Source organism: uncultured Alloprevotella sp. (assembly GCF_963536905.1).
Lineage (GTDB): Bacteria > Bacteroidota > Bacteroidia > Bacteroidales > Bacteroidaceae > Alloprevotella.
Map to the genome: position 1 here is coordinate 15,477 of NZ_CAUTBW010000001.1, position 25,960 is coordinate 41,436.

At 50.2% G+C, this 25,960-nt stretch carries 15 protein-coding genes; 7 read left to right on the top strand and 8 right to left on the bottom strand.

What is annotated here, in order from left to right; all coding sequences use genetic code 11:
* Positions 1 to 5 precede the first annotated feature (5 nt).
* Complete coding sequence (locus ABLA33_RS00065) at positions 6 to 611, bottom strand: DNA alkylation repair protein (RefSeq protein ID WP_311489585.1); 606 nt, start codon at positions 609 to 611, stop codon at positions 6 to 8.
* A 391-nt stretch (positions 612 to 1,002) separates the two neighbouring features.
* Here ABLA33_RS00065 and ABLA33_RS00070 point away from each other — a divergent pair, with 391 nt between their 5' ends.
* The 7 genes from ABLA33_RS00070 to ABLA33_RS00100 all read left to right on the top strand — a co-directional run bounded on the left by ABLA33_RS00070 (position 1,003) and on the right by ABLA33_RS00100 (position 12,144).
* Entirely contained in the window at positions 1,003 to 2,295 is a 1,293-nt protein-coding gene (locus ABLA33_RS00070; RefSeq protein ID WP_311489586.1) for a hypothetical protein, read from the top strand.
* A 50-nt stretch (positions 2,296 to 2,345) separates the two neighbouring features.
* On the top strand, positions 2,346 to 3,626 hold the full coding sequence (locus ABLA33_RS00075) for an imelysin family protein (RefSeq protein ID WP_347718744.1): 1,281 nt from the start codon (positions 2,346 to 2,348) through the stop codon (positions 3,624 to 3,626).
* A gap of 88 nt (positions 3,627 to 3,714) precedes the next feature.
* Positions 3,715 to 5,442 (top strand): di-heme oxidoredictase family protein, encoded by a 1,728-nt coding sequence (locus ABLA33_RS00080; protein ID WP_347718745.1) that lies wholly within the window; start codon positions 3,715 to 3,717, stop codon positions 5,440 to 5,442.
* Between the two features lie 155 nt (positions 5,443 to 5,597).
* A complete protein-coding gene (locus ABLA33_RS00085) occupies positions 5,598 to 6,695 on the top strand; it encodes an imelysin family protein (protein ID WP_347718746.1) in 1,098 nt (365 codons plus the stop codon).
* 2 nt (positions 6,696 to 6,697) lie between these two features.
* The gene (ccsA, locus tag ABLA33_RS00090) at positions 6,698 to 8,950 is read left to right on the top strand and encodes a cytochrome c biogenesis protein CcsA (protein WP_347718747.1); all 2,253 of its coding nucleotides are present in this window, start codon (positions 6,698 to 6,700) and stop codon (positions 8,948 to 8,950) included.
* Between the two features lie 614 nt (positions 8,951 to 9,564).
* A complete protein-coding gene (locus ABLA33_RS00095) occupies positions 9,565 to 10,842 on the top strand; it encodes a histidine-type phosphatase (protein WP_315089557.1) in 1,278 nt (425 codons plus the stop codon).
* Between the two features lie 111 nt (positions 10,843 to 10,953).
* A complete protein-coding gene (locus ABLA33_RS00100; RefSeq protein ID WP_347718748.1) occupies positions 10,954 to 12,144 on the top strand; it encodes a porin in 1,191 nt (396 codons plus the stop codon).
* A 173-nt stretch (positions 12,145 to 12,317) separates the two neighbouring features.
* On the opposite strand, the gene ABLA33_RS00105 is transcribed toward ABLA33_RS00100, so the two are convergent.
* The 7 genes from ABLA33_RS00105 to ABLA33_RS00135 all read right to left on the bottom strand — a co-directional run bounded on the left by ABLA33_RS00105 (position 12,318) and on the right by ABLA33_RS00135 (position 25,730).
* Positions 12,318 to 14,153, bottom strand: a complete 1,836-nt coding sequence (locus ABLA33_RS00105; RefSeq protein WP_347718749.1) for a WG repeat-containing protein — start codon at positions 14,151 to 14,153, stop codon at positions 12,318 to 12,320.
* Between the two features lie 909 nt (positions 14,154 to 15,062).
* Positions 15,063 to 17,054: a dihydrofolate reductase gene (locus tag ABLA33_RS00110; RefSeq protein WP_347718750.1), complete on the bottom strand. Its 1,992-nt coding sequence runs from the start codon at positions 17,052 to 17,054 to the stop codon at positions 15,063 to 15,065.
* Positions 17,055 to 17,067: 13 nt separating this feature from the next.
* Positions 17,068 to 18,522, bottom strand: a complete 1,455-nt coding sequence (locus ABLA33_RS00115; protein ID WP_311489594.1) for a TrkH family potassium uptake protein — start codon at positions 18,520 to 18,522, stop codon at positions 17,068 to 17,070.
* Between the two features lie 172 nt (positions 18,523 to 18,694).
* On the bottom strand, positions 18,695 to 19,177 hold the full coding sequence (locus ABLA33_RS00120; protein ID WP_311489595.1) for a hypothetical protein: 483 nt from the start codon (positions 19,175 to 19,177) through the stop codon (positions 18,695 to 18,697).
* Between the two features lie 16 nt (positions 19,178 to 19,193).
* A complete protein-coding gene (gene trkA, locus ABLA33_RS00125; protein ID WP_347718751.1) occupies positions 19,194 to 20,537 on the bottom strand; it encodes a Trk system potassium transporter TrkA in 1,344 nt (447 codons plus the stop codon).
* 51 nt (positions 20,538 to 20,588) lie between these two features.
* Complete coding sequence (gene dxs, locus ABLA33_RS00130) at positions 20,589 to 22,481, bottom strand: 1-deoxy-D-xylulose-5-phosphate synthase (RefSeq protein WP_311489597.1); 1,893 nt, start codon at positions 22,479 to 22,481, stop codon at positions 20,589 to 20,591.
* 384 nt (positions 22,482 to 22,865) lie between these two features.
* Positions 22,866 to 25,730: a choice-of-anchor J domain-containing protein gene (locus tag ABLA33_RS00135; RefSeq protein WP_347718752.1), complete on the bottom strand. Its 2,865-nt coding sequence runs from the start codon at positions 25,728 to 25,730 to the stop codon at positions 22,866 to 22,868.
* Positions 25,731 to 25,960: the final 230 nt, after the last annotated feature.

Sequence of the window (25,960 nt, forward strand, 5' to 3'; positions counted from 1 at the left end):
TGTTGTCACATTCCAACGCTGTCCAAAACTTGGTTTCCCAAGCGTTCTTGACCGATGCCTAAGTCCATGAATTTCATCAAGCTGCGCCAAGCTGCTTGCTTCACCATTGTGTTGTCAGAGCGGAGGTCCGTGGTGGTATGGTCGAGGTATTCAAGCATATCTCGGCGGTTGGGCACTTTCCTTTCGGTAAAGAGGCGGCCCAGCAGCTGGTAGCCCACATAGCGGAACATAGGGCGCTCGTCGGCCAGCCATACGAAGGCACGTTCCGAAGCATAAGGCGTGCGCGAAAGCAGATGGAACACCAAATTGTCGGCCTCCTCAGGGAAGAGAATTTGTTCCACCCAAACATCGGCAAGGTCGGCAGGAAATTCCTCTACCGGCATCAGCATGCCAGCCAGCAGCCGACATTCGCGAATGTTCTCTTTCCACAAAGCCGCCGCCAGTTCGTAGGTAGTAGGCAGTTCGTGAGCATATTCCTCCAGGCGCGGTTTTTCTACGCCGAAGTTCACTTTATAGGTCAGGCCCTTGTTGCGCATGGCTTGCGAGATAGGGCCGTTCATCATCGAATGGAGTGCGCACTTGATTTGGCGCAGTTGTTCTTGTAGTTCCATGGCTGCAAAGATACGATGAAAAGCCGAAAGAGAGCCACCTCCCCTTTGTCCGTTTTTGCAGGAAGGGAATATGTGTAAATAGAATAAGGGCGTCGGCTGACATCCTTATTCAGTCAGCTGACATCCTTATTGTATTTTCAAACGCAATAAGGATATTTTTGACCACTATTCTACAGGCGCATTTCCTTATTCAGCAGGTTAAAACTCACTCCTTTTTGCAGAACGATGGTAGTATTTTTCTTCCTTCTTAGGCTTTATTTACCTTTTTTGGGGTATTGCGTAGATAGCCACATCTTTGTTCTTTTGCACACGAAAATTAAAGCACCTGAAATTCACTCAAATTTTGGGTGAGAGATTGCGTAGGATAAAAGAGAATTATACAATAATTATAATGAAGAACGAAAAGTTAAAACTCGTTTTAGGCGTGTTGGGTTTGGGCTTGAGTATGACAGCTTCAGCTCAAATCAATGCTGCAGATTCAGTGATGAATCATGTGAAAGGCAATCGCTTGAGTGTCGGTGGATACGGTGAAGTGGCCTATTCCCGCAACTTTTATAGCGACAATGTTTATCGTTATGCCAATCCGGCGAAGTACAAGGACGGCAAGAGTCACGGACGTTTTGATTTGCCCCACGTAGTAGTTTATTTGGGCTACGACTTCGGAAAAGGCTGGAGCATGGGGTCAGAAATCGAGTTTGAACATGGCGGTACGGGTTCGGCTTACGAACGCGAATACGAAGAAGGTGGCGAATGGGAAGTAGAAACCGAGAAAGGTGGCGAAGTAGAGCTGGAGCAGTTCTGGTTGCAGAAGTCCTTCTCTCGTGCTTTCAACATCCGCGCCGGACATATCGTTGTGCCCGTTGGTCTTAACAACAGTCATCACGAACCGCTCAATTTCTTCACGGTATACCGTCCAGAAGGCGAGAACACAATTCTGCCCTCCACTTGGCACCAGACGGGTGTGAGCTTGTGGGGACATTATCGCAACTTCAAGTATGAATTGCAATTCCTCGAGGGACTTGACGCCATGCAGTTCGACCGTGACGGCTGGATTAAGAAAGGTCCTCACAGCGCGTTCGAGTTCTCTCCTGCCAGCAAATATGCCATGGCAGCGCGCCTCGACTGGTATGCAATGCCCGGTATGCGCTTAGGTGTGAGCGGCTACTATGGCCACTCCATCAACAATACGCTGATGAACGACGCCAATGAGAAACTCAAAGGTGCAGTTACGATAGGTAGCGTTGACTTTACGCTGAACAAATACAACTGGATTGTGCGCGCTCAGGCCACTTATGGACATCTCGCTGATGCCTATTTCGTGAAAACCCTCTCAGGACGTAGCACAAAGACTAGCCCTTATAGTACTTCAGAAGTGGGCAAGAACGCTGTAGCTCTCGGCGTTGAAGCTGGTTACGACCTCTTCTCACGCTTCGAAAAGCTGCGCGCTAACGAAAAGAAACTGTATGTCTTCGGTCGTTACGACTACTATAACCCCTACATCCGCGACCATCGTCAAGCACCTTATCCCTATGAGGAAAGAAACAAGCTGACCTTTGGTATCAACTACTATCCGCTGCCACAAATCGTTATCAAGGCCGACTACGGTGTACGTATGTTCAAATCGCCTTATAACAATGAGCCCAGTCTCAACTTTGGCGTTGCTTACGAGGGCTTCTTCCTCTAACGAAAGCGTGATTTCCAACAGACAAAATAATTCTTTTATATTACACAACAATGAAAAAGATTTTCATGTATGCTATGCTGTTTGCAGCAGCTAGTGCAACCGTTCTCGGTTTTAATTCTTGCAGTAGCGATGATCCCGACCATGTTCAGACGCTTACTGAGGAAGAAGGGTATCTGCAAAAGGTGCTCGGTTCTTACGTGGACAACACGATCAACCCCACTTATGCCAGCATGGCTAAAAATGCAGAGACTTTCTACGAGCAGATGAAGACCCTCCGCGATGCAGTGGAGAATGGTACAGCCACCCAAGCTATGGTAGACAAGGCTTGCGAGAGCTGGAAAGCTACGCGCGCTAACTATGAGATGAGTGAAGCCTTCTTGCTCGGTGCTGCCAGCGACTACAACATCGACCCGCACATCGACACCTGGCCCCTTGACCTGACGGCTCTCCACAACCTCTTGTCAAGCCCCAACCTGCTGAAGAATATCACTACCACTGATGACGAAGCAAACATCGAGTACGCTCACAACAACCTCAACCAGAACCTCCTCGGTTTCCACGCTGTTGAGTTCGTTATCTTCCGTAATGGCGCTCCTCGTAAGGTTTCTTCTTTCAACAGCGGTAACGACAATTTCAACGATGGCGTTGACTTCACGGACATCAATGCACTTGATGAGCTGAAGTATTCTGTTGCAGTTGCAGGTGACTTGAAGTATTCTATCTTCGAACTCGAAGTGTGCTGGGCTGGTGGTACAGAAGCTCACAAGAAAGCTCTCGAAGCACAGGAGAGAAAAACTTCAATGCCCAGCTCTAATATCACTTACGGCGAAAACATGAAGAAAGCCGGCCAGGTAGGTAGTCTCTACACTTCTATCAAGAGTGCAGTGTCCGCTATCCTCAGTGGTGATCACGGCTGTGTAGGTATCGTTGACGAGGTAGGTCAGACTAAGATGGGTAAGCCCTACGGTCTCGGTACGAACGATGAGAACAAAGAATCTGATCCTAACTACATCGAGTCTCCTTTCTCTCACAACTCACTGACCGACTTCTGGGACAACATCCAGAGCGTAAACAATGTATGGAACGGTGGCGTTGATGCCAACAAGCGCAGCAGTATGTCCTTCGCAAGCTACTTTAAGAAGTACAACCCCGAATTGGGCACAAAGGTGCAGAATGCTATCAACAACGCACAAGCTAAGCTCAAAGCTTGCCCCGCTCCGTTCGTAGCCAACTATAAGAACGCTCAAGTGCTGGCAGCTATCAATGCTTGCGATGAGCTGACAAAGGCTCTCGGAGCAGCTGATGAATACATCCAGCAGAAGAAAAAATAAAAACGACAAGTAATTAAATTCTAATTCAGTGTGAATACCCGTCTACCCTAAACAGGGTAGGCGGGGGTTCGCGCCTAAATAATATGCAATGAAAAATTTATCATCCTACTTATTGATGGGTATGGCCGCATTGTCCGCAGCATCTTGTTCGGACAATACCGACACACCTGTAGGGCCCACTTATCACAAGGACTCCCTCGCCGTTTTCTCGCAAGCTGAATGGCTGCCGGGAGGTGAGAAAGGAACCACCAGTAATGAGCAGGGCTGCTATTCAAATCCTGCCCCCGCTGTTGAGATGGCTGGTTTGGATATCACGTTTAAGAATGGCGAGAATTTCTTTGAACACAACGCCAACCTCTTTACACGTCCGTTCTGGGGACTTGGTCCAGCTTGGGTTCGTACTGGTTGCGAATTCTGTCACCCTTCTTACGGTCACGGAAAGCGTCAAACCGAGTATCGCGCAAACAAGATGGGCAACGGCTACTTGCTCGTGATTTATCACCCAACGGCAGGTGTCGACGGAAACGGCAAGCCCTATGCTGCTAACTCTTACATCACCGAAGTGACGGGTATGCCGCAAACTCAGGCTATGCACCCCTTCAAAGCACCTGTTGACGAGAAGGGCATCAGCATTACGTGGAAGAATGCAACGGATGAGCACGGTAATAAGTTCCCTGATGGCGAAACTTACGAACTCTCTTATCCTGATGTGCAAATAGCCCAATCAGCGTTCAATACCAAACCGCTACCCACCAACTATGAGGTGCGCCTCGAATCCACTATCGGTATGTACGGTACGGGCCTTATCGACGCTATCAGTCAGGACTCTATGCGCGTTCAGTACCAGCGCGAAGCTCGCTTCGCTCAGTTGAACCCCGCCATGTGGAACCATGCCGCTAACGACTGGGCAAACACTGCTTGGTACACGCTGGCAGATGGTCAGAAACGTATTAAGAAGTTCACCTACGGTATGACACGTGCCACATTGCTCGATGGCCCTGGTGGCAACGCAATATGGAACATCACCAACGTGACCCGTTCCGACCGTCACTATCTCTACACCACTGCAGCTTGGGCTAAGGCCATGAGCGAAGATGCCGATGTGATTGAAGCCATCAAGAGAGAAGGTGGTAGCTTCTCCTCTCTGCTTCATCCCTACTATGGCGACGGTTCTACCGACAGTATCAAGACACTTGTCAACAAGCTCCTCGGTCTGAACAGAAACACTCCTGAGATGCGCGCCGACTATGAGAAGTATATCGTTAATGCCGCACCTTGGAATGGTCGCGAAGAGATGACGGATGAAGACTACTATTCCTTCGGCGTTTGGCACCGTGGTCTCGGTGTGCCCAAGGCACGTAATCTGGACAATCCAGAAGTGCAGCGTGGTAAGAAACTCTTCTATCAGATGGGCTGTACGCACTGCCACCGCCCCTCTTGGACAATCAAGAAGGACAACATCTGGATTGACAACGCAAGCAAGGCTTATATAGCTACACATCCTAACGCTAAGTTCCCCACTTACGATAACACCGTTATCTGGCCTTATACCGACTTAGTTCAGCATAAGCTCCACATGGTCAACGATATTCGCACTGGCTGGTGCCGTACCACTCCGCTCTGGGGTCGTGGTCTTTCCACGCAAGAAACGGGTGAAGGTTCACGCCTCCACGACTGCCGCGCTAAGAACGTTGTAGAAGCCATCATGTGGCACGGATATAGCAAAGAAAGCGATGCTTACGCTGCTGCGCAGAAGTTCTATCGTTTGTCAAAGAGCGACCGCGACGCCGTTGTAGCATTCATCAATGCTATCTAATTTAGATTCCTAACTGGAAGTTTCACAGCTCCCTCTATCATTCTCCTTGGGAAGATACTCCGTTACCGCCTTTATGTGAGGAACCAGTGTATCTCCTTTGCTGGAGGAAGCTAGAGGGAGCTTTTTATCACTCTAATCTCTTAATATTATCTCCAATGAAAATCTTTTGGACAATCGTTATATCACTGTTTGCCGCTTGTGGACTTTCCTCTTGCAGTAATGACAATGGAACTTCTTCCGGTAAGCAATCAGAAGTGCTTGCTGAAGCCATGGCCCACAACCTGGACTTGTTCTACTATTATAATAGTCTGACATCGGCCACAGCAGACACAGTCTACCATCAAATCAATGCCTTGGCTTATGGTAAAGTTACGCAACAACAGCTCAATACAGCTGCTGCAACCTTCCTGCGTATGCGTCTTCTCTATGAGCAGACTGAAGCCTTCTTCCTTGGGCCTAATTCGCATTTTGATATTGATGCCGATATCAATAAATGGCCGCTCGATCACCAATCCTTCGATCAACTCATGACCAGTGGGAGCCAGTTGGAAACTGTCAGCGGTTTGCCATCATCCATCGTAGGTTTTCATGGACTTGAATACATCCTCTATCGCGAAGGCAAGGTGCGCAATGTTAGCGACCTGACAGCCCGCGAAATCCAATATGCACAATTGCTCATTGCCGATTTGCGCCTGCGCTTGGCACAAGTCCGTTGTGGCTGGACTGCTGCCGACACAGAGTTGAAACAATTGTTGGCTGCCCACGCCTTACCCTATACAGCTCCCGATGAGTCGGACTATCGCACCTATATGCTCAAGGCCTATACCACAAAGCAGTTGGCTGCCGCACTCCTTACGGGCGATCACGGCATGGGCGGACTGTCCGACGAGATAGCCTACACGAAGCTGAACAGACCTTATTCCTCCGACTCCACCTATATTGAGTCGCCATATAGCATGACCTCGCTCGACGATTTGGAGCGCAATCTTGCCAGCATCTCCAATGTGTGGTATGGTGCGCCGCTCAAGAAAGGCACAGCCTCTTTCCATTCCTATTTTGCCTCCTATGCTGCAGCAGAAGGCCAGAAGGTGGAGGAAGCTCTTGTGAATTGCAAGAAATCGCTTGAGGCCATTCCCAAACCTTTTGTTAGTCATTGCAAGGACGCCTCTGTGCCTTTAGCCATCAAGGCCTTTGAGCAACTCACGGCGGCCCTCTCTGATGCCAATGACTACATTCAGAATAACGAAAAATAACAATGCTAAAGAAAATAGTTATAACTCTATATGTGCTGGTAGTAGTGTTGCTGGCTGCCATCACAGTCATTGAAAACATCTACGACACCACCTTCGTGAATCAGCACTTCTATGGCAGCTGGTGGTTCTGCCTCTTGTGGGCTGTGTTCACTGCTGCTGGAATTCTCTATATAGTGCAACGCCGAATGAGAAAGTGGAGCTTACTTTTGCTCCACCTCTCCTTCGTTGTGATATTGTTGGGTGCGTGGCTCACCCACGCCACTTCCTTCAAAGGTACGGTACACCTGCGCGGCGACCAACCCACGAACCAGTATTCTGTGATGACGTCGATGACCGGGACAGAAAGCCACGATCTTCCTTTCTATGTCCGACTCTCCCGCTTCCAAGTGGTCAATACCGCTGGAACGCTGGCACCTACGGACTATGTAACAAACTTCGTTATCATTGATGGTGCGAAGAATCAGCCCGCGCAAGTGTCGATGAACAAAGTGTACACTTATCGCGGCGTGCGTTTCTATCAAGCCAGCTACGACACCGATGCGCGCGGAAGCTACCTCAGTGTGAACAGCGATCCCTGGGGCTTGCCCATCACCTATCTTGGGTACGCGCTCCTTTTCTTCTCGCTGATTTGGTTGCTCCTTGATCCGAAAGCCACTTTCCGCCGCCTCCTCAAGAATCCGCTGCTCCGAAAGGGCGCGCTCATCTTGGCGCTGGTGGTTTCCTCATCGATGCTACCCTCTGCGAGCCAGGCCGCTACCACGGTGGACCGCACTACGGCCGATAAGTTTGGCCGACTGTTCATCAACTACAACAACCGCATTTGTCCCGTTCAGACCTTTGCTTGCGACTATGTGAAGAAACTCTACGGCAAGCGCACCTATGAAGGGCTCACACCCGAACAGGTGCTGACGAGCTGGATCTTCTTCCCCCGCGAGTGGCGCAACGAGCCCATCATTCGCGTGAAGAGCAGCGAACTGCGCGAACATTTCGGATTGTCGGACTATGAGAGTGTTCATTCCTTCTTCCGCGATGGCAACTATATCCTCGGCCCTTATGCCCATGAATATGCTGAGGGACAGACCGATGCCCTCCATAAAGCTTGCGCTGAGATGGATGCCAAACTGCAAGTGTGTATGTATTTGCAAGAGGGGAGTGTGCTCACCATCTTCCCCCACACCGTGGGAGCTAACACCATTTGGTATAGTCCTGCCGATAGTCTGCCGTCCTCTCTGGGGCAGATGAACATCCTTTTCTTCCGCAACGCTTTCCCTCTGCTCTACGACCAGATTGCCTCGGGCAATGTGTCGGGAGCTAACCACGTTCTCGATAAGATTCTCGCCTTTCAGCAGCAGAATGCAGGAAAGAGTCTGCCCACGCCCACGCAGGTAGAGGCCGAGCGCATCTACAACGTGGTGCCTTTCGCAACGATACTGGCTATGGCCAATCTCGCACTGGGTTTCCTGGCTTTGTTCCTAACCATTCGCCGCTTGATGCGAAAAGATGATAAAGCAGTGTCGCGCAAGGCCGATTATGCGCTGCTCACCCTCTTAGTCGTGTCGTTCTTAGGGCTCACTTTCAGTTTGGCCCTTCGCTGGATTGTTTCGGGCAATGTGCCGTTGAGCAATGGCTATGAGTCGATGCTCTCCGTGGCATGGTTCGTGGAATTGCTGAGCCTTTTGGCCTATCGCAAAGCCCGCATTGTCCTGGTCTTTGGTTTCTTGCTGAGCGGTTTCTTCCTCTTGGTGAGCCACATCAATCAGATGGACCCCGCCATTGGCCCCATGATGCCCGTACTCAATTCACCGTTGCTTTCGGTTCATGTGAGCATCATCATGATGAGCTACGCTCTACTGTCGCTCACCTTCATCTGTGCGCTCACGGCCGTTATCATCCATTTCCTGACGCGCAACGCCGTTTCGAAGGCTGAGCGCGACTTGCGCACCGAACGCTTGGAAGCCTTGCAGGTGTTGAGCCGCCTGTTCCTCTATCCCTCCATCACCACCATGGGGTTGGGCATCTTCATCGGCGCCATTTGGGCCAACATCAGTTGGGGGGCCTATTGGAGTTGGGACCCTAAGGAGACATGGGCACTCATCACTTTCATGATTTATGCCGTAGTGCTCCACACGCAGAGCCTCCCCGCCTTCCGCCGTCCGATGGTCTACCACCTCTATATGCTCGTGGCTTTCCTCAGCATCGTGATGACCTATTTTGGCGTGAACTATGTCCTCGGCGGTATGCACAGCTATGCGTAGGGGAAAAATGCAATAAGCGCGTTGGCTGATAGCCTTATTCTGTCAGCTGACATCTTTATTGTATTTTCAAGCGCCATAAGGATATTCGCGCAAGGACCCACTTTTTTGATAACTTTGCTCTAGAAGTCATCTATCAGCTGACTTCTGGAGCTTTTTTTTCTGCCTCTTGTTGGGCGCGATGGGGCAAATGTGCTGTTGTAGCTCTCCGCGGGGCCATTTTTCAGCTTCTTTGTCGATGGGAGTGACCGGTCTGGCAGTGTTTCCATGCCTCTTTTTCTTCCTCAAAACCAGTTCATTGCTCTTCTTTTTTAGGAAAAGAGAGGACTTTTCTTTGCGGTTCTACTCCGCATTCCTCCTGTTGTTTCCTCCCTTCTTTCTTTTTGTTAAAGGTTATTTTGAAACCTTACAAAAAGTTGTAAGATGAGATTTTGAAATGTTAAAATTGGTGGATTTATTGTTTGTTTTGCAAAGTAGACTTTATATTTGCGATCAGAATCCTAGAGAACCCTTCTGCTTTGGCAGACTGTGTTCTCTTTTTGTTTAACTAAAATAAAGTCATTTTTAAAATGAAAACAAACATTTTATCATCCGTGCGATGCAGCTTGTATGTTTCTATGGCAGCCATGATGATGTGGCTCGCTCCGATGGCTTCAGTTGCTCAGAAATTGCGTTCTGACGACTTCAAGAATCGTTATCAGCTCAAAGAAGTTGTAGTCCTAAGTCGTCACAATATCCGTGCCCCGCTTTCAACGAAGGGCTCTCTTCTCGAAACAGCTACTCCTCACCACTGGACCGACTGGTCGGCCGATGCTTCTCAACTCACGCTCAAGGGCGGTGTGCTGGAAACCATCTTCGGCCAGTACTTCCGCAAATGGGCCGTTGATAGTAAACTCTTCCCTGAGAACTACGTGCCCACGACGGATGAGGTGAATATCTATGCTAACTCTATGCAGCGTTGCATCGCTACGGCGCGCTATTTCACCGGTGCATTCTTCCCCGTGGCTTCCGTGAATGTGAACCATCGCTACACCCCCTCAAAGATGGACCCTGTATTCTTCCCACGTCTCACAAAGATTAGCGACTCTTTCAAGGCAGAGGCCATGAAGGAAATCGAGGCTATGGGTGGCAAGAAAGGTATCGTAGGTATCAACGAAGGTTTGAAAGACGCTTACGCTATCACAGCTAAGACGCTCGACCTGGCTCACTCTCCCGGTGCTGCTAAGGGTGGTATCAAAGATTTCGACAACTACAACACACAGATTCTGCTGGAGCGTGGCGAAGAACCTCGCATGAAGGGTTCTCTCAAGGATGCCAACACTTGTTCCGATGCTTTCATCTTGCAGTACTATGAAGAGCCCGATGCTATCAAGGCAGGTTTTGGCAACAAACTCTCTCTGGAAGATTGGACCAAGATTGCAAAAATCAAGGACGTTTATGGTGATGTGCTGTTTGCAGCTCCCATCGTGGCTGTTAATGTGGCTCACCCACTGTTGCAGTATATGTACGACGAGCTGAATGCTGACAATCGTAAGTTCGTTTTCCTCTGCGGTCACGACTCTAACATTGCTTCCGTAACGGCAGCCCTCGGCGTGGAGGAATACTCTCTCCCCAACAGCATCGAGAAGAAGACTCCGATAGGTAGTAAGGTAGTTATCGAGAAGTGGGTAGGCAAAGACGGTAAGACTTATTGCGATGTAAACATCGTTTATCAGTCCACCGACCAGTTGCGTCAGAATCAGATGCTCAATCTGAAGAACCCACCGATGGTTTACCCATTGAACTTCAAGGGCCTCACTCGCAATGCTGACGGTCTCTACAATTTCAGCGATTTCAATAAGCGTCTGAAAGAAGCTATCCGCGCTTACGACAAGATCGAGGACGACGCTGAATAAGCCCCCCTTCGCAATCCTTTAGGAGACGGCTCTTTACAAAAGTGTCCGTACTCCTTTCAGAAAAAAGGATAACAACATTCACTGGATAACAAAAAATAACAATATCTATATATGAAAAAATCAGTATTGGCTCTCGCCCTTGCTGCCACTTGCGGCGTAGCTGCTCAAGCACAAGAAAAGCTTGACGTTAAGATGACGGGACGCGCTCTCTTCGATGCTGCTTCCTATTGGCAAAACGATGCTTCTGAAGCTCAGGACGGCAAACTCACCGATGGTGTGGCTGTTCGTGATATTCGCGTGGGTGTTAAGGCCACTTATGGCAAATGGCTTTTCCGCGGCGATTTGAGCTATACCAACAATAGCGTTTCGCTCAAGGACACTTACCTCCAGTATAGTTTCCAGAAAAACAACTTCCTCCGTGCCGGTTACTACACCGTGCCTTTCGGTCTCTCTTCTGCTTACAGCTCTGCTAAGAAAGAATACATGGACGAGCCAGAAGGAAACGTGTATCAAGTGGGCCGCCGCATCGGTGTGATGCACACTATCTACAACAAGCCTTTCTGGGGACAGTATGGTGCGTTTGCTGACAACTCCGCGCTGACAAAGAGCACCGACAAGAGTGGCCGTCAGGGCTACACGCTGGCTGCTCGTGGCGTTTGGCGTCCCATCATGACGCAGGATTATGGTTTCCACGTGGGTTTCTCTTGGAATCGTGTGCAGGCTGAGGCTACCTCTAAGGGCAAACACGCTGCCATCGGCTACAACAAACGCTACCTCACCGTGGTGGACAAAACCCTGGCAACAGGAGTAACCCTCACCGACGCACGTTGGGAGAATAAGTTTACAGCTGAGTTCCAAGGTCTTTACCGCAACTTCCAGCTCTCCAGCCAGTACTACTGGTCACACATTGCTCGCGAAGGCGGCAACAGCTATAATACTGACGGCTTCTATGTTTCGGCACGTGGCATCGTTGTTAATCCAGGTAACTACAAGTACAACTTTGCAGGCTCTGGCGTTGACAATCCCGATAACAAGAACCTTGAAGTTATGCTCGGCTATGGTTATTTGAACCTCCGCGATGGCGATGCTTACGCTAAGAATAAGGCCGCTATTGCTGCCGGCTTACCGGGTGTCGATCTCTCCAAAGCTGGTCGCATGAGCGATGTCAGCGTAGGTCTTTCCTATTTCCTGAACAAGTACGTCACCTTCCGTCTCAACTATCACTTTGTGACGGTGAAGAACTTCGACCTCGAGAAGAAGAACGTCAATGTGCTTCAGGCCCGCGTTCAGTATATTTTCTAACCTGAAATCTCATACCGCTTATCTGCCGATTTCCTATATTTCGGATAGATAAAAGCAACGGGATGCTCCATTTAGAGCATCCCTTATTTTTAGGCCACAAGGCGTGATTCTTGCCTCAATGTGCTCTCAATGTTTCGTAGCGTTTTGCTTCTGCTCGAGGAGAATGCTATTTTTCACTCGATGGCTACTACACTGTCGGAATCCGTAGCGTCTGAAATATCAGTGTCTACATCGCTGGAATAATTCTCCGACGTAGTGTCTTCGCTGATATTCGCGTATTTGCTGATATCAAAATTCTTTATCGCTTCATTCTTACCCCAAAGAGCCGATACCGAAGTTTTTCCTTTCAAGATTAAGGCTGTGCAACCATTGTTCATGGCGATGATAGCAGCCCCATTGTTTTCTCTCACAACAGTTCCCATTTGCTTGAATTTTGCGCATACTTTGCTGAAAAGGTCTTTCATCTTGCCTTTCATCTTTCCTGCATTACCAATAGCGAAAGCAAAATAGCTCGGTTTTATGTTGTTGAAAGCGTAGCCTGTAGGCACTCTTTGATCATAATAGAAGTATTCATAATATTCGCGTTCGGTGCGGTAGGTTTGGCGGCTAATGTTGTCTGGAAATCCAATCTCAATCTTCACAGGGATGGAGATGAAAGCTTTATCATAAGATAAATCACTTTTGCTATCGTACCAATACGGATCTGTCCCCGGATGTTCGCTCGTGCCGGCATTGTCTTCTTTTGCATATTGAGCCACCACTTGTTGAACCGTAGAATTGAAAGATAATTTGTCAATGCCGTTCGGCGTTATACCCAGAGCACCCACTAATTCATTGAGATCCACAAAATCACTTTCCACCCAATTGTCGCCTATCGAAAAATTGATGTTTATCATGTCGGGGAGCTTCTCTACGTTCTTACCCTTTTTGTCGATGAGCGTGTATTGTGTGTCAGATTCTTTTACTACAGTGTATTTATCACCGAACAGATCGAAACGAAATGCCTCTTTGTAGTCCTCTTTGAAGATTTCTTCGTCCTTTTCGTTGATATATTTGTATTTGAAATTCAACTCTTTTCCGTCCACTTTCTGACCTGCCCAGAGATTGTCTCCATCAAAATATAAGACATCATATTTAGCGCGGATAAGAACTTCGCCTTTCATATTCATGAGTCCATATTCATCTTCTTTTTTATAGATGAATTTATCACCATGGATAGTACCAACCTCTTCAATCTTTTCTGAGGGTTTAACAACCTCTTCGCCCTTGTCGTTGATGATGCCCCAGCATTTCTTATCATCTTTTTTGATGGCAACTCCTGAATATCCATCCTGGAAACCAGGTTCACTGATATCATCGTATTTTCCGCCACTGAATTCAAAGAGTTTTTTCCCTTTAGTGTCGAGAACGTATATTTTGACTTTTTCCTTTTCGCCTTTTTCAACCTCTTGCTCGTATTTCTTATCAATAGCAATAAATTTTCCATCACTGCAGCTGCTTATATAACAGTAATTTGCAGGAATCACGCTTTTCCCATCAGTGTCAATCACACCAAAGTATTTGTCGGTTCGATAGACAGCATAACCTTCAGAAAAAGAAGCTACTTTTGTCACAGTTTTTCCATCAATTTTGTCAAGCACTTTGAGCGTTTGCCCCTCCTTGTCGATGATAGAAACAGGTTTGTTGCGTTCAACCACCAAGGCATGACCTTCACAGAAGCTCGTGGCAGAAACGTATTCTTTGCCCACTTTCTTAGGTTTCTTTTCGGTGGTATAGATTTCCCACAAGCCTTCTTTGTTTTTCACCATGAAGCGACCTTCGATGGCCACTGTGGGTGCTTCTTTGAATTCTTCAGAGAAGAGCACTTGGCCATCCTCCATAGAAATCATACTCCATTTTCCGTCTTTGGTCTCTTGGAAAGGTATTCCCTGAATGACTCTCTCAGACTTGTCTGCACACGACACCAAGCCCAATAGGAGCAATGCTAATAAAACGATGTTTGTTTTCATGTGTAATGTTTTTTAGTGATAAACTGTTCTGTTGTAATGTTCTTCTGGGTAAAAGTTGCTTGCAAATATATGTAAAAGCCTAAGACATAACAAAAGAAAAATAAAAAAAGTTTAAAGAAAAGTGTTTCTACAGTTGCTGGTAGCCTTATTGTGCTGACTAACAGAATAAGGATATGGACTGACAGAATAAGGAAGCTGATGGGCGCAATAAGGATGCTGACGGGGAGGGAAGAAAGAGGGGAAAAAGGGTGGGGAAATGTTTGGAGAGAGTCGGGGGAATGTTGTATCTTTGTGGTGTGAACGGTGCAATATCCCGTTCAGAAGCGTTCTTTGACAATCTAAGACCATTGAAAAAATAGTATAAAAATCTTACCGAAATTTTAGTTCTCTTTCTGGCTGCTTTTCTCGTTGCAGAAATGTCGTTTTTTTCTCACTCGTTGAGAGAGGGAGGAGTGAGCCTGTGTGTTGTAAAAAAGTTCCTCTCAATTTCCTGCTCCTCGTTATGTTTCGAAAGTAGGACAACAGCCTTTCTCCTCTTTTCCTCTTGCACGCTTCTCGCCTTCAGTGTGCCTCCTCCTTTCACACATCGCTCACACATCGCTCACACATCGCTCACACATCGCTCACACATCTGCACTCATCTTGCACTCATCTTGCACTCATCGCAAGAAGAAGAAAAACGAAGAAGAAAAATATTCCCCCCACACCCCCTATAAAAAGAAGAAGATAAAAGAAGAAGAAAACCCAATATTCTTCCTTACGTCAGAATATTGGGGCGCGAGAGATATTTTTTAGCGAATTTCAGCAAAAGCGAAAGGGCTTTTTAGCTAAATCTTGGAGCAAGTTGGTTGATTGAATCTCGGACCAGTCCGACCCGTCCGACCAGTCCGACTGCTCCGACCAAAAAGCTTATTCGTTCACATCTGGCAGCGTATTGTAGTCGCGGCTGTAGCGAAGCATCTGCTTGTCGTAAGGCTCGGTGTAGTCGAGTTTCACGTCAGTGATATTGCCTTGTGCGTCGCGAACGGCCGAGTAAACAGGATTGATGAAGCCCTTGTAGGGTTTGAGGTTGAGCTTGTTGTAGCGATCGAGGATTTCCTTGTGGAGCTTCGGGTCCACCTTCACGCCGTAAGTCTCCACGAGTTGGCGAGCCGCTTCATAGTCGCCCTCGCTCTTGATGCGCTGCACCTCAGCCAAGAGTTTGCCGAAGAGTTGGCGCAGAGCAGGATAGTCGTTGATGCGAACATAAGTTTTTCCGCCCTTCTTCACGAGTTCCACCACCTTCTTGTCGCGGCCATGCTCGTAAGCCCAGTGGGCGATGAAGGCACGGTTGCGCATGTGAGCCTCCTCAATGTTGTTGCCCGGTTTGATGCGTACCAGCTGCGTGAGCAGGCCGTTCTGCATGTAGGTGTAGTACTGCGCTTTGTAGGCCTCTGCATCGGGCGTAAGGCCAAGTTCCGTCATTTTCGGGTCGGCCACATAGTAGAGACCGAAGAGGTCAGCGCGTCCCTCCTCGATGGTAGAGCCGTAGGCCTTGAGCGAGTCGGGGTCAGTGCCAGGAAGGAGTTTTCCAGAGCCATGGCCAAGGCACTCGTGGAGGTCAGTGTGGAGATCGTCCGTGATGTCGCCATAGCGATTGATGAGTTGGCGCGTAGCCTCGTCGATGACAAATTCCTTGTCCATACCCGAGCCGTGAGCCGCCTTGCTGTAGGCATCGGTCAGGTTGCCGATGGTGACGGACTTAGAGCCGTGTTCCTTTCGAACCCAGTCGGAGTTGGGCAAGTTGATGCCGATGGCCGTTGAGGGGTAGAGGTCGCCGCCGAGGATGGCCGCTGTGATGACTTTCGCGCTCACGCCCTTCACCTTCTCCTTCTTGAAGCGAGCGTCTACAGGCGAATGGTCCTCAAACCATTGAGCGTTGGCACTGAGCGTTTCGGTGCGGCGCGTGGCCTCTATGTCTTTGAAGTTGACGATAGCTTCCCAGCTGGCTTTCATGCCGAGCGGGTCGCCGTAAGTCTCCGTGAAGTTGTTGGTGAAGTCCACGAGGTCCTCCGTATCTTTGAGCCAAAGGATGGACCAAGCATCGTAGGTGCGGAGGTCGCCGGTGCGGTAGAACTCGATGAGCTTGTCGATGACGTGTTGCTGCTTCTCGGTGTCGCAGAAGGGGCGCGCCTTTTGCAGACAATCGATGATGCGCGTAATAGCCGAGCCATACAGGCCGTGTTCGCGCCACACTTGCTCCGTGAGTTCGCCGTCCTCCTTCACCAAGCGGCTGTTGAGCCCCATCATGATGGGGTGCGGATCGTTGACGGCCTTGCGTTGCGTGTAGAATTCTTCCGCTTCAGCCTGCGTAACGCCAGGGCCGTAGTAGTTCTCCGCCGAAGTGAGGATGAGGTCATCGCCGTCCTTTTGGTTGACGCGCATGGGCATCACTTCCGGATTGAAGATGACGGGGAAGATTTCCTCGTCGAGCGAGTAGTTGAGATCGGCCAAAGTCTGGCGGAGCCATTTCTCCGAGAAGCCCGGTTGGAACTTCTCCGAACCGTAATGGTGGTGGATGCCACTGGCAAACCACACCCGCTTAAGGTAAGTGGTGAGTTCTCGGAAATCCTTGCTGTTGCGGTCGCCGCGATATTGCGTATAGACCGTTTCGAGCATACGCCGTATGCGCAGGTTGTAGCGTCCGTTTTGGTCGAAGAGGATGTCGCGGCCTTGAAGAGCAGCTTCGCTGAGATAATAGACGAGAGTCTTTTGGCGGAGAGTCAGCTTCTCGAAGCCTTCCACTTTGTAGCGAAGCATCTGAATGTCGGCAAAGGCCTCGTCGGTGTAACGGAAGCCCGCCGTTTGGCTGTTAGCAGCCATCGTTGCAGTAAGCATCATTGCGGTGAGAATTTTCTTCATATAAAAGTTGTTATTAGTTGTCTCTCCAGAAATCCGGAACGAAGGGGAGGAGCAGAGAGAAAATCTCCAAGCGGCCGGCCAGCATGAGGAACGAGTTGATCCAGAGGGCGGCATCAGGGAGAACGTTCCAAGAGTCGAGCGGTCCGATGAGATGGCCATAGCCAGGGCCCACATTGGAGAGCGTAGTGATACAGCAGCTCACAGCGTCCATCATGCTGAGCCCCATCGCCATGAGAGCTATGGAGCCAAACAAGGTGAGGCCGAAATAGCAGGCCACGAAAACGAACACGTTGCGAACCACGGCCGGCGGAAGGGGCTGACTGTTGATGCGGAGCGGGAAAACGGCATGAGGGTGAAGGATGAGGCGGAACTCATTGACGATGGCTTTCCATATCGTGAGGACGCGGATACATTTGATACCGCCACTCGTGCTGCCAGCACAGGCTCCCACGATTGTGATAAAGGCCACGAACATCCAGGTGGAGGGATGCCACAGCATGAAGTCCTCCGTGGTGAATCCCGTTGTCGACTGTATGGATATGGTGTGGAACGTGCTGAGTCGGATGGCTGTTTCCCACGGGCGGTGGTCCACGAGGTGGAGCACAAGAGCCCCCACCACGGTCACACTAACGAGGATGAGCAGGAAACAGCGCAGCTCGCCGTCCTTCCATACGTCCTTCCAGCGGTGTTTGATGACGGCCAGATACAGCAAGGTGAAATTGATGCCGGCCAAGAACATGAAGAGGATGAGGACGTATTCAATCTGTATAGAATCAAAGAAAGCGATGCTCGTCTGGTGGGTGGAGAAACCTCCCGTACCCATGGTGGAGAACGCGTGGCAGATGGCGTCGAACGGAGTCATGCCAACGAAATATAAGCTCACGGCGCAAGCCATTGTGAGGAAGAAATAGAGGCCTCCAATCCAGCGAGCCGTGGTGCGGATGCGTGGATGGAGTTTTCCGATGTTTAGTCCCGAGGCTTCAGCGGAGAAGAGTTTCTGTTCCCCTACGCCCATGTTTGGCAGAATGGCGATGGTGAAGAACACGATACCCACACCGCCCACCCAATGGGTCAGGGTGCGCCAGAAGTTGATGCAATGAGGGAGGGAATCGATGTTGTTGAGCACCGTGGCCCCCGTAGTGGTGAATCCGGACATGGCCTCGAAGAATGCACAGCTCACGCGACTTTCCGCGCCGCTCAGCAGGAACGGCAGCATGCCCACCGCGGAGAACAAAACCCATGTGGAGCTCACTATCAAGAAGCCCTCGCGCCGCCCCATGCGGTTCTCAAATCCTCGTCCTGCAAACTTTAGCAACATGCCGCCGAGGATGCTGAGAAAGGTGGGAAGACCGAACGAGAGCAAGGCGTCTTCGTGGTAGATGTAAGCCACGCCCCATGTACCCAAGAGGATAACGGCTTCGAGGAAAAGCAACTGTCCGAGGACGGACCAGATTATTTTGTAGTTCATATTGTTTTGTTTTGGACCTATTGAGGAGTTCCATTTTGTGGAACAAATCGAACGAAATCATGCACTATCCACGACAAAGTTACGCCTTTTCGGAAAAAGTGCAAAATAAGGGGGCGAGGATGCCCCTCCTTGCTGGAAGTCGTCCTCGCCCGTTAGTGTGTCAGAAGGAAGTTTAGTTCCACTTCTCGGTGATGGTGTAAAGCTTGTCTTCGCCCACCACGCGTGCCAGTTCTGCCTTCAGTTCGTTGGCAGCCTGCGCATTGTTGGTGCTCTGCGTGAGATAGTGACCCGGAAGTCCCTCCACCCAAACTTTCAGCACATAAACGCCGTCGAAGCTAAGGCTGTATTGCTCGATGGAGTCGTACTTGATGGGGAAATTCATAAGGAGGAGTGTGCGCGAAGCATCGAAGAAGAACGCGTTGTCGCTCACGTCGTCGATGTAGTGGGTCACAACCACCTCTTTCGTGATGGGACCATACTGCTCCTCAAGGGCAGCCTTCTTGCTCTCCCATGCATCGGGTTCGCGCAGGGCTTCCTCGATGGGTTTCTGCAATGTGCCGCCTTTGCGGTTGTTCCAATAATACTTCACGTAGCCACTGATGAAGAGCACGATAAGGAGTCCTACTAAAAGACCAAGGAAAAAATCTGAATACATGATTACTATGGGTGTTTTAATTAAAATATTTTCCGAGTTTATTGATGCTTCCTTCGATGCAGAAGGCCATCACCGTGTCGCCAGCCTGCAACTGTGTCATACCATTGATGAGCGACCCAACGCCATTGCGCATCATGCCGCCCAGGGTTACAGTGGAAGGCAAATTGAGGTCGCGAACAGGGTGGCGCGTGGCGCGTGAACCTTCCTTCACCACGAGTTCCGCCACATCGGCTGCGGCAATGATGAGGCTTTTCACGTTTGTCACGTCCGACCGTAGTATGCGGTTGTAGATTTTGTCGGCGGCCAGTGTTTTTTTTTCTATGATAGAGCCGATGTCGAGGCTCTGAGCCATCGTCACATAGTTGGAATTGTCAATCAAAGCCACAGTCTTTCTCACACCGAGCTTTTTGGCGTTCAAGCAACTCAAAACGTTCTCCGAACTGCTCGAGGTTGTGGCCACAAAGGCTTGCGCCCGATGGATGCCCTCTTCTTCGAGCAGGTCGATATTGCGGCCGTCTTCGTTGATACACATGATGCGGTTGTCCTCATAGAGCGACTGGAGATGCTCGATGCGGCGCGGGTCGGTTTCGAAGACTTTTGCGTGCATATAGTCGGGGAGGAAAGCCAAGGCTCTCTCCGTGGTGTTGCCGCCGCCCAAGAAGAAAACGTTGCGCACATCGGGATAGTCCTGCTTTCCGGCAATCTCTTTGATGTAGCTCGCCTCGAGTTCCGTTGTCATGAAGTAGACCACATCCTGGTCGAGTAGGCAGTCGTTGCCGTGGGGGATGATGGTGTCCTCTTTGCGCTTGATGGCCACAACGTGGTAGGGGCTGTCGGGCTTGGAAATATCGCGAAGCGGCACGTTGAGTATCCTCGCTCCTGTTCTCACTTTGATGCAGAGCAACACAAGCTGATCGTTGAGCATCGGAATCCACTGGCGGGTCCAGCTGCGGCGGATGTTGTCCATGATTTCCTTACCAGCGGCCATCTCGGGATAGATAATGCTGTCCACACCAGTCTGGCTGAAGAGCTCGCGGTTGCTCTCGAGCGCGTACTCATGGTTGTTCACGCGCGCCACTGTTTGCTTTGCCCCCAACTGCTTGGCCAGCATGCAAATGGTGAGGTTGTGTGCCTCGTCGGGAGTAACAGCGATGAATAAGTCTGCATTGCGCGCTCCAGCATCACGAATCACATGGATGGAGGATGGGTCATCGTTGAGTGTGAGAATATCGAAGTCGTTACCGATGTCCATCAGTCGGGACATATCTTCATCAATGAGCGTGATGTCGTGGTTCTCCAACGAGAAAAGTTTGGCCAGATGAGTTCCTACTGCGCCTGCACCAGCAATGATAATTTTCATAATCTTCTATAGAATGAGTTGTGCGCTCCTCTTTTAGGGAGAAGAGCTTTCCTATAATCTTCTTTTTATTTCGCGGACGATGCTGTCCTTGTCGAGCCCTACGATGCGGTAGAGTTCTTCCACGCTGCCGTGCTCCACAAATTCGTCGGGCAAGCCGAGGCGATGGATGCGTGCGGGCAGGTCGTGGTCGTCCATAAATTCGAGTACGGCACTGCCCATGCCTCCAGCCCTCGTTCCGTCTTCGATGGTGATGACATGGCTGAAGCGGTGGCCCACTTCCGTCAGTAGCTCCTCGTCGATGGGCTTGAGGAAACGCAGGTCGTAGAGCGCGATGGTCTTGCCCGTCTCCTGCTCCACTTCGGCAATGGCGTCGGCGGCTGTGTTGCCAATCGGGCCAATGCTGATGATGGCCAGATCGGTTCCGTCCTTAATCTTGCGCCCTTTGCCCACGGGCACTTCCTCCAGCGGGCAGCGCCAGTCCGTCAGGCGGCCACATCCGCGGGGGTAGCGTATCACGAAAGTACCCTTGCCGGGCAGCTGTGCCGTATACATGAGGCGGCGCAACTCTTGCTCGTCGTAGGGCGAGGCGATGGTGAGATTGGGGACGGGACGCAATGCGGCCATGTCGAACACACCGTGATGCGTAGGACCGTCGGCTCCCACAATGCCAGCACGATCCAGACAGAGCACTACGGGCAAATTCAAGATGGCAGCATCGTGGATGATGTTGTCGTAAGCGCGCTGACTGAAGGCGCTGTAAATGTTGCAAAACGGTATCATGCCTTCTTTGGCCATACCCGCACTGAAGGTCATGGCGTGGCCTTCGGCAATGCCCACATCGTAGGCGCGGCCGGGCAGGGCTTTCATCAGGATGTTCATGGAACACCCTGTGGGCATGGCGGGCGTCACGCCGATGATTTTCTCATTCTGCTGTGCCAGTTCCACGAGGGTTTCGCCAAACACGTCTTGGAATTTGGGCGGTTGGTTGGCTTTGTTCTGCACCACGCGCTCCCCGCTGTCGGGGTCGAACTTACCAGGGGCGTGCCAAACGGTGGGGTCGTCCTCCGCGGGGGCTAAGCCCTTGCCTTTGATGGTGTGGATGTGGAGCAACTTTGGGCCGCCCATCTCCTTGATGCGCTGGAGCGTGCGTACGAGTTCTATAATGTTGTGTCCGTCCATCGGACCGAAATAGCGGATATTCATGCCCTCGAAGATGTTTTGCTGATTGGCAATCAGCGACTTCAAGGCGTTGTTGAAACGAATGGCGGCGCGCCGGCGGTCTTCATTGAGCCAGCCCCATTTGTAGAATAGGCGAGAGAGGCGGAAGCGCAAACTGTTGTACTTGCTGCTTGTGTGCAGATGTAGCAGGTATTGCTTCATGCCGCCCACGGAACTGTCGATGCTCATGTTGTTGTCGTTCAGAACGATGAGCATGTTGTTGGGCGTGTCGCTGGTGTTGTTGAGACCTTCGAAGGCTAAACCGCCGCTCATGGAGCCATCGCCGATCACGGCCACTACATGGCGGTCCACTTCGCCCTTCTTCAGAGCAGCCACGGCCATACCTAAGGCTGCCGAGATGGAGTTGGAGGCATGACCACAGGTGAATGTGTCGTATTCGCTCTCGCGAGGCGTGGGGAACGGACAGATGCCGTGGAGCTTTCGATTGGTGTAGAATTGATCGCGGCGGCCTGTCAGGATTTTATGACCATAGGCCTGATGTCCCACGTCCCACACAATGCGATCGTAGGGGGTGCTGAACACATAGTGGAGGGCTACGGTGAGTTCCACAACGCCCAGGCTCGAAGCGAGATGCCCTGGGTTGTGGGACACTTCCTCAATGATGTCGGCGCGCAATTCTTCGCACACGGCGGGAAGTTCCTCAACGCGTAGCTGTCGAAGGTCAGCAGGTGAATTTATTTTGGATAAGTATTTAAACTTAGGCATTTCAAATGTCTTTTTATGCCCCAAATGTAGTGTAAAGCCAGGGAAATGCAAAAAGAAACGTTCTTTTGTGTGCTTTCCTCTGCTCCTCTTGGCTCATTAGAAAGGGGAGAAAATGGGGAGAAAAGAAGGGGAAAATGTAGGTAAAGTCATGTTGCCCACCTTGTTTCTCCTCTGCTTCCTGATGGGGAGGAGGTGAGAAAACAGAAAAAGACTGCCAGCCGACACATTAAGGGCGTGGGCCGACAGTCTTATTCTCTCTGCCAGCATCCTTGTTCTATTTTTTCAGTGTATGGAACAGGTGGCTGACCGAGGGGAAAAAGAAAACAGCTGCACGGTGTTGTCATCGTGCAGCTGTTGGAGTATTAAGAAGTAGATATGAATCTATTATTTGCTGATGAGCTTCTTGCCGTTGCTGATGTAGAGACCCTTGAAGGTCTTGCCAACGCGGCGGCCAGAGAGGTCATAGCGCGGAGCGTTTGCTTCGGCAGCTGTTGCCGTTTCAGCGGTTTCGATGCCCGAAGCAACTTCAGCTTTGGCAGCGTTGGAGAAGCGAGATTCGCCCTTGTCGTAGACGGCTGTTACGGTGTAGGTGTATTGGCCACCACCCACAGTGTCTGTGAACTGATTGCCTTGAACCGGTGTGCTGTTCACCTTAACGCCATCGCGATAGATGTTGTAGCCCACGAGCGTCAGCTGTTGTGCTGCTGAAGAGTCGGGCAAGAAGGTGATGTCGTCAATGAGTGTGGCAAAACCATCTTTGCTGGATGCCACGATAGCAAAGTATTTAGCACCCTCGGGCAAGTTGTATTCAGCCTTAGCCCAGTCTGTCGGAACCACATGAGCGTCAGTAATCAGCTGGAAGTCGGCGCGGTTGAAACCCGTAGTGGAGTAGTACACGCTGTAAGTCTCGTTGTTGTCGCCCTTGTATGCCTTTTCCCAGAGAGAGATGGTCTGAGCCTTACCGGGAAGTTCGGGAGAAACGAGCCAGTTCTGCGTCACGGCGCGAGGAGCACCGAAGGAAATGAGCAACTTGTTGCCGCTGTGGCCCTTCCAACCTGGACCGCTGGCAGGAGTTGTTGCGGAGTAGTTGAACACTGTCCATGCTTGGCGGTCGCCCATACCTGGGAAACTGGATTCGTTGAAGCCGTAAACGGTGTGGTTGTCTACGTCGTAGAGCGACCAGTCGCCAATGTTCTGAGAACTAAAGTCAGCGTAGTCTTCGAAGCTTTCAGTGACAGGTTCGTCCTGTGTGCGCGGAGCGTTGGGAGTTCCCCATGTCAGTTTGTTGTTAGTGCCAGCAACAGCTTGCAATTGTTTTGCTGCGGGGTAGGAAGGATATTTCACATTCACACTCACCGTGTCGGTCGTGTTGTCCGTCAAATCTTGATCGGCAGCAAATTCCACCTTTGCGTAGAGGTTGGCAACATCGCCTAAGTCGCGTTGCGGAGTGAACGTCAGCGTATTTGCCACTTTGTTGCCTTGTGCAACGGCTGCACCCTTCATACTTGCCAAACGCTTGTCGCCGTTGTAGAGCACCACGTCGTAGTCGTTGGCAGCATTAGCACCGATATTGGTCACGCTCACAACGACAGATGCGGGGTAGTCCACGCGCAGATGAGCAGGAGCTTCAGTGAGTTCGGCCTTGAGGTCATTGTCCTGACGGTCCACTAAACTGATGTTGTCGAGGTAGATATTGCTTGCATTGCTCTGTCCCTTATAGTCGAAAGCCAACTGGATGAATTTGCTACCCACGAATTGCTTCAAAGGCAATTCCACCTTTATCCACTGACGTGTTGCAGTGGTCTGCATCGGGATGGCCTTAATGGTATCAAGAGCTGCATAGTCCTTGGAAACCGATACAACCAATGTGTCCTCAGCTTGTGTGTGAGTCTTGTAGTAGAATGTCAGCATCGGTTCTTTGGCAGTGCCAAGATCAATCAAACCGCTCTCAAGGCGCGACCATTCTCCATCGAACATCGGCGTGAAGGCGATAAAGCCGCGGTCTGCGTCTTGTGCGAAACTGCCTTCGTCGCTCAGCGGAGTCCAACGAACACGCTTGTTGTAGTCAACCAACCAGAAGTTGGACATCTTACCATTCTTGAAGGATTCAAACATTGGCAGTGTGTAGGGTTTACCCGTTACCACCATCTTGGAGTATGTTACCTTGCCTTCACCGGCTTCATTTTTCGGCGTGATGCTGTAGTAGAGCAATTCCTGCTGTTCTGGCACTGTGGGGGTGTCCTCATAGGTGTTAGCCGTTAATGCGGAGGCAAGCTCGGTGGATTTTCCACGCTTCAGTGTGTAGGTGACGCTTGCGGGATTCACATAAGCACCATTGGCGCCAGTCGTCACCTTATCCCAAGCGAGTTGCGCCTTACCATTGGCGTAAGTCAGATTGAGCTTGGCAACGGCAGCAGGCGTATCAACGCCCACAAATGCGCTCACGCTCACTTCTGAACCCTGACCTTGTGCGTTGGAGGGTACGAGTTTGTAAGTCGTTGTCCCATTGGGCACATTGGTGTCAGTATAGCTCAGAGCGCTACCTGGTAGCGGATTTTCAAAAGTATGAACGAGTTGGTCGCCACGATAAACGTCAATCTTCGTTAGGCTGGCGAGAACGCCACCCGACTGGTCGGTGCTGGGCGCGGTGAAGTTGATAACGGCTGAGTTGCCACCGTTGGCAGCGGGCGTAACCGTTGCGTTCGTTACGGCAGTAGGAGCTCCTGCTGCAAGTTCCTCCTTGAGTTCTATACTATATATATATAGTGCACCTTCGTTGAACTGGAAAGCGGTGTTGAAGTGCCAACCAATGTTGTATTCGCCATCGGCAGCAACGGAGAAAGTGGTCTTCACTGTGGCTTTCTCAACATAATCTTCTGGTGCTTCCTTTTCCTCTATGAGTGTCTTGGTCATATCGTCCACCGTAGTGCCTTGACCAATTTTCACTTCGTAGGTTTCCTTTGCATTCTGCGACTCTCCGCTGACAACAAAGGCCAGAGAATAGGTCTTGCCAGCTTTGAGCGCTACCTTAGGACTGAACAACCAGTCGTCGGCCTGTATCGTGCGCGAACAAGAAGCTGCCTGAGAAATGAGATTAAACTTGAAGGCTTGATCGTCTGTGTTTGCGTCAAGCACTGTGAAGCGTTCGAAGGCGGATTCCTCTTCGAATGTCTGTGTCCAAGGCAACGTAACGTTTTGCGCGCACATAGCCAGTGGAAACATCATCATTGCTACTATAGTACTCCTCATAACAAAATGATTTTTGAGTTATAAATGGAAAAATTTGCGGCAAATATATTAAATACTATGAATAATGCCTAACAAAATGGGAATATTTAGTTAGGAAAGTGGACTTTTGCGTTTTCTATCCTCTTTTGTCTTTACTTTTTCTTGTTTGAGCGAACTACATAGAAGAATCATCTATTTGCTTTTTTCTGTGGAAAGTAAATGATGCTGTGTGGGATATTGCTTGCTGCCAC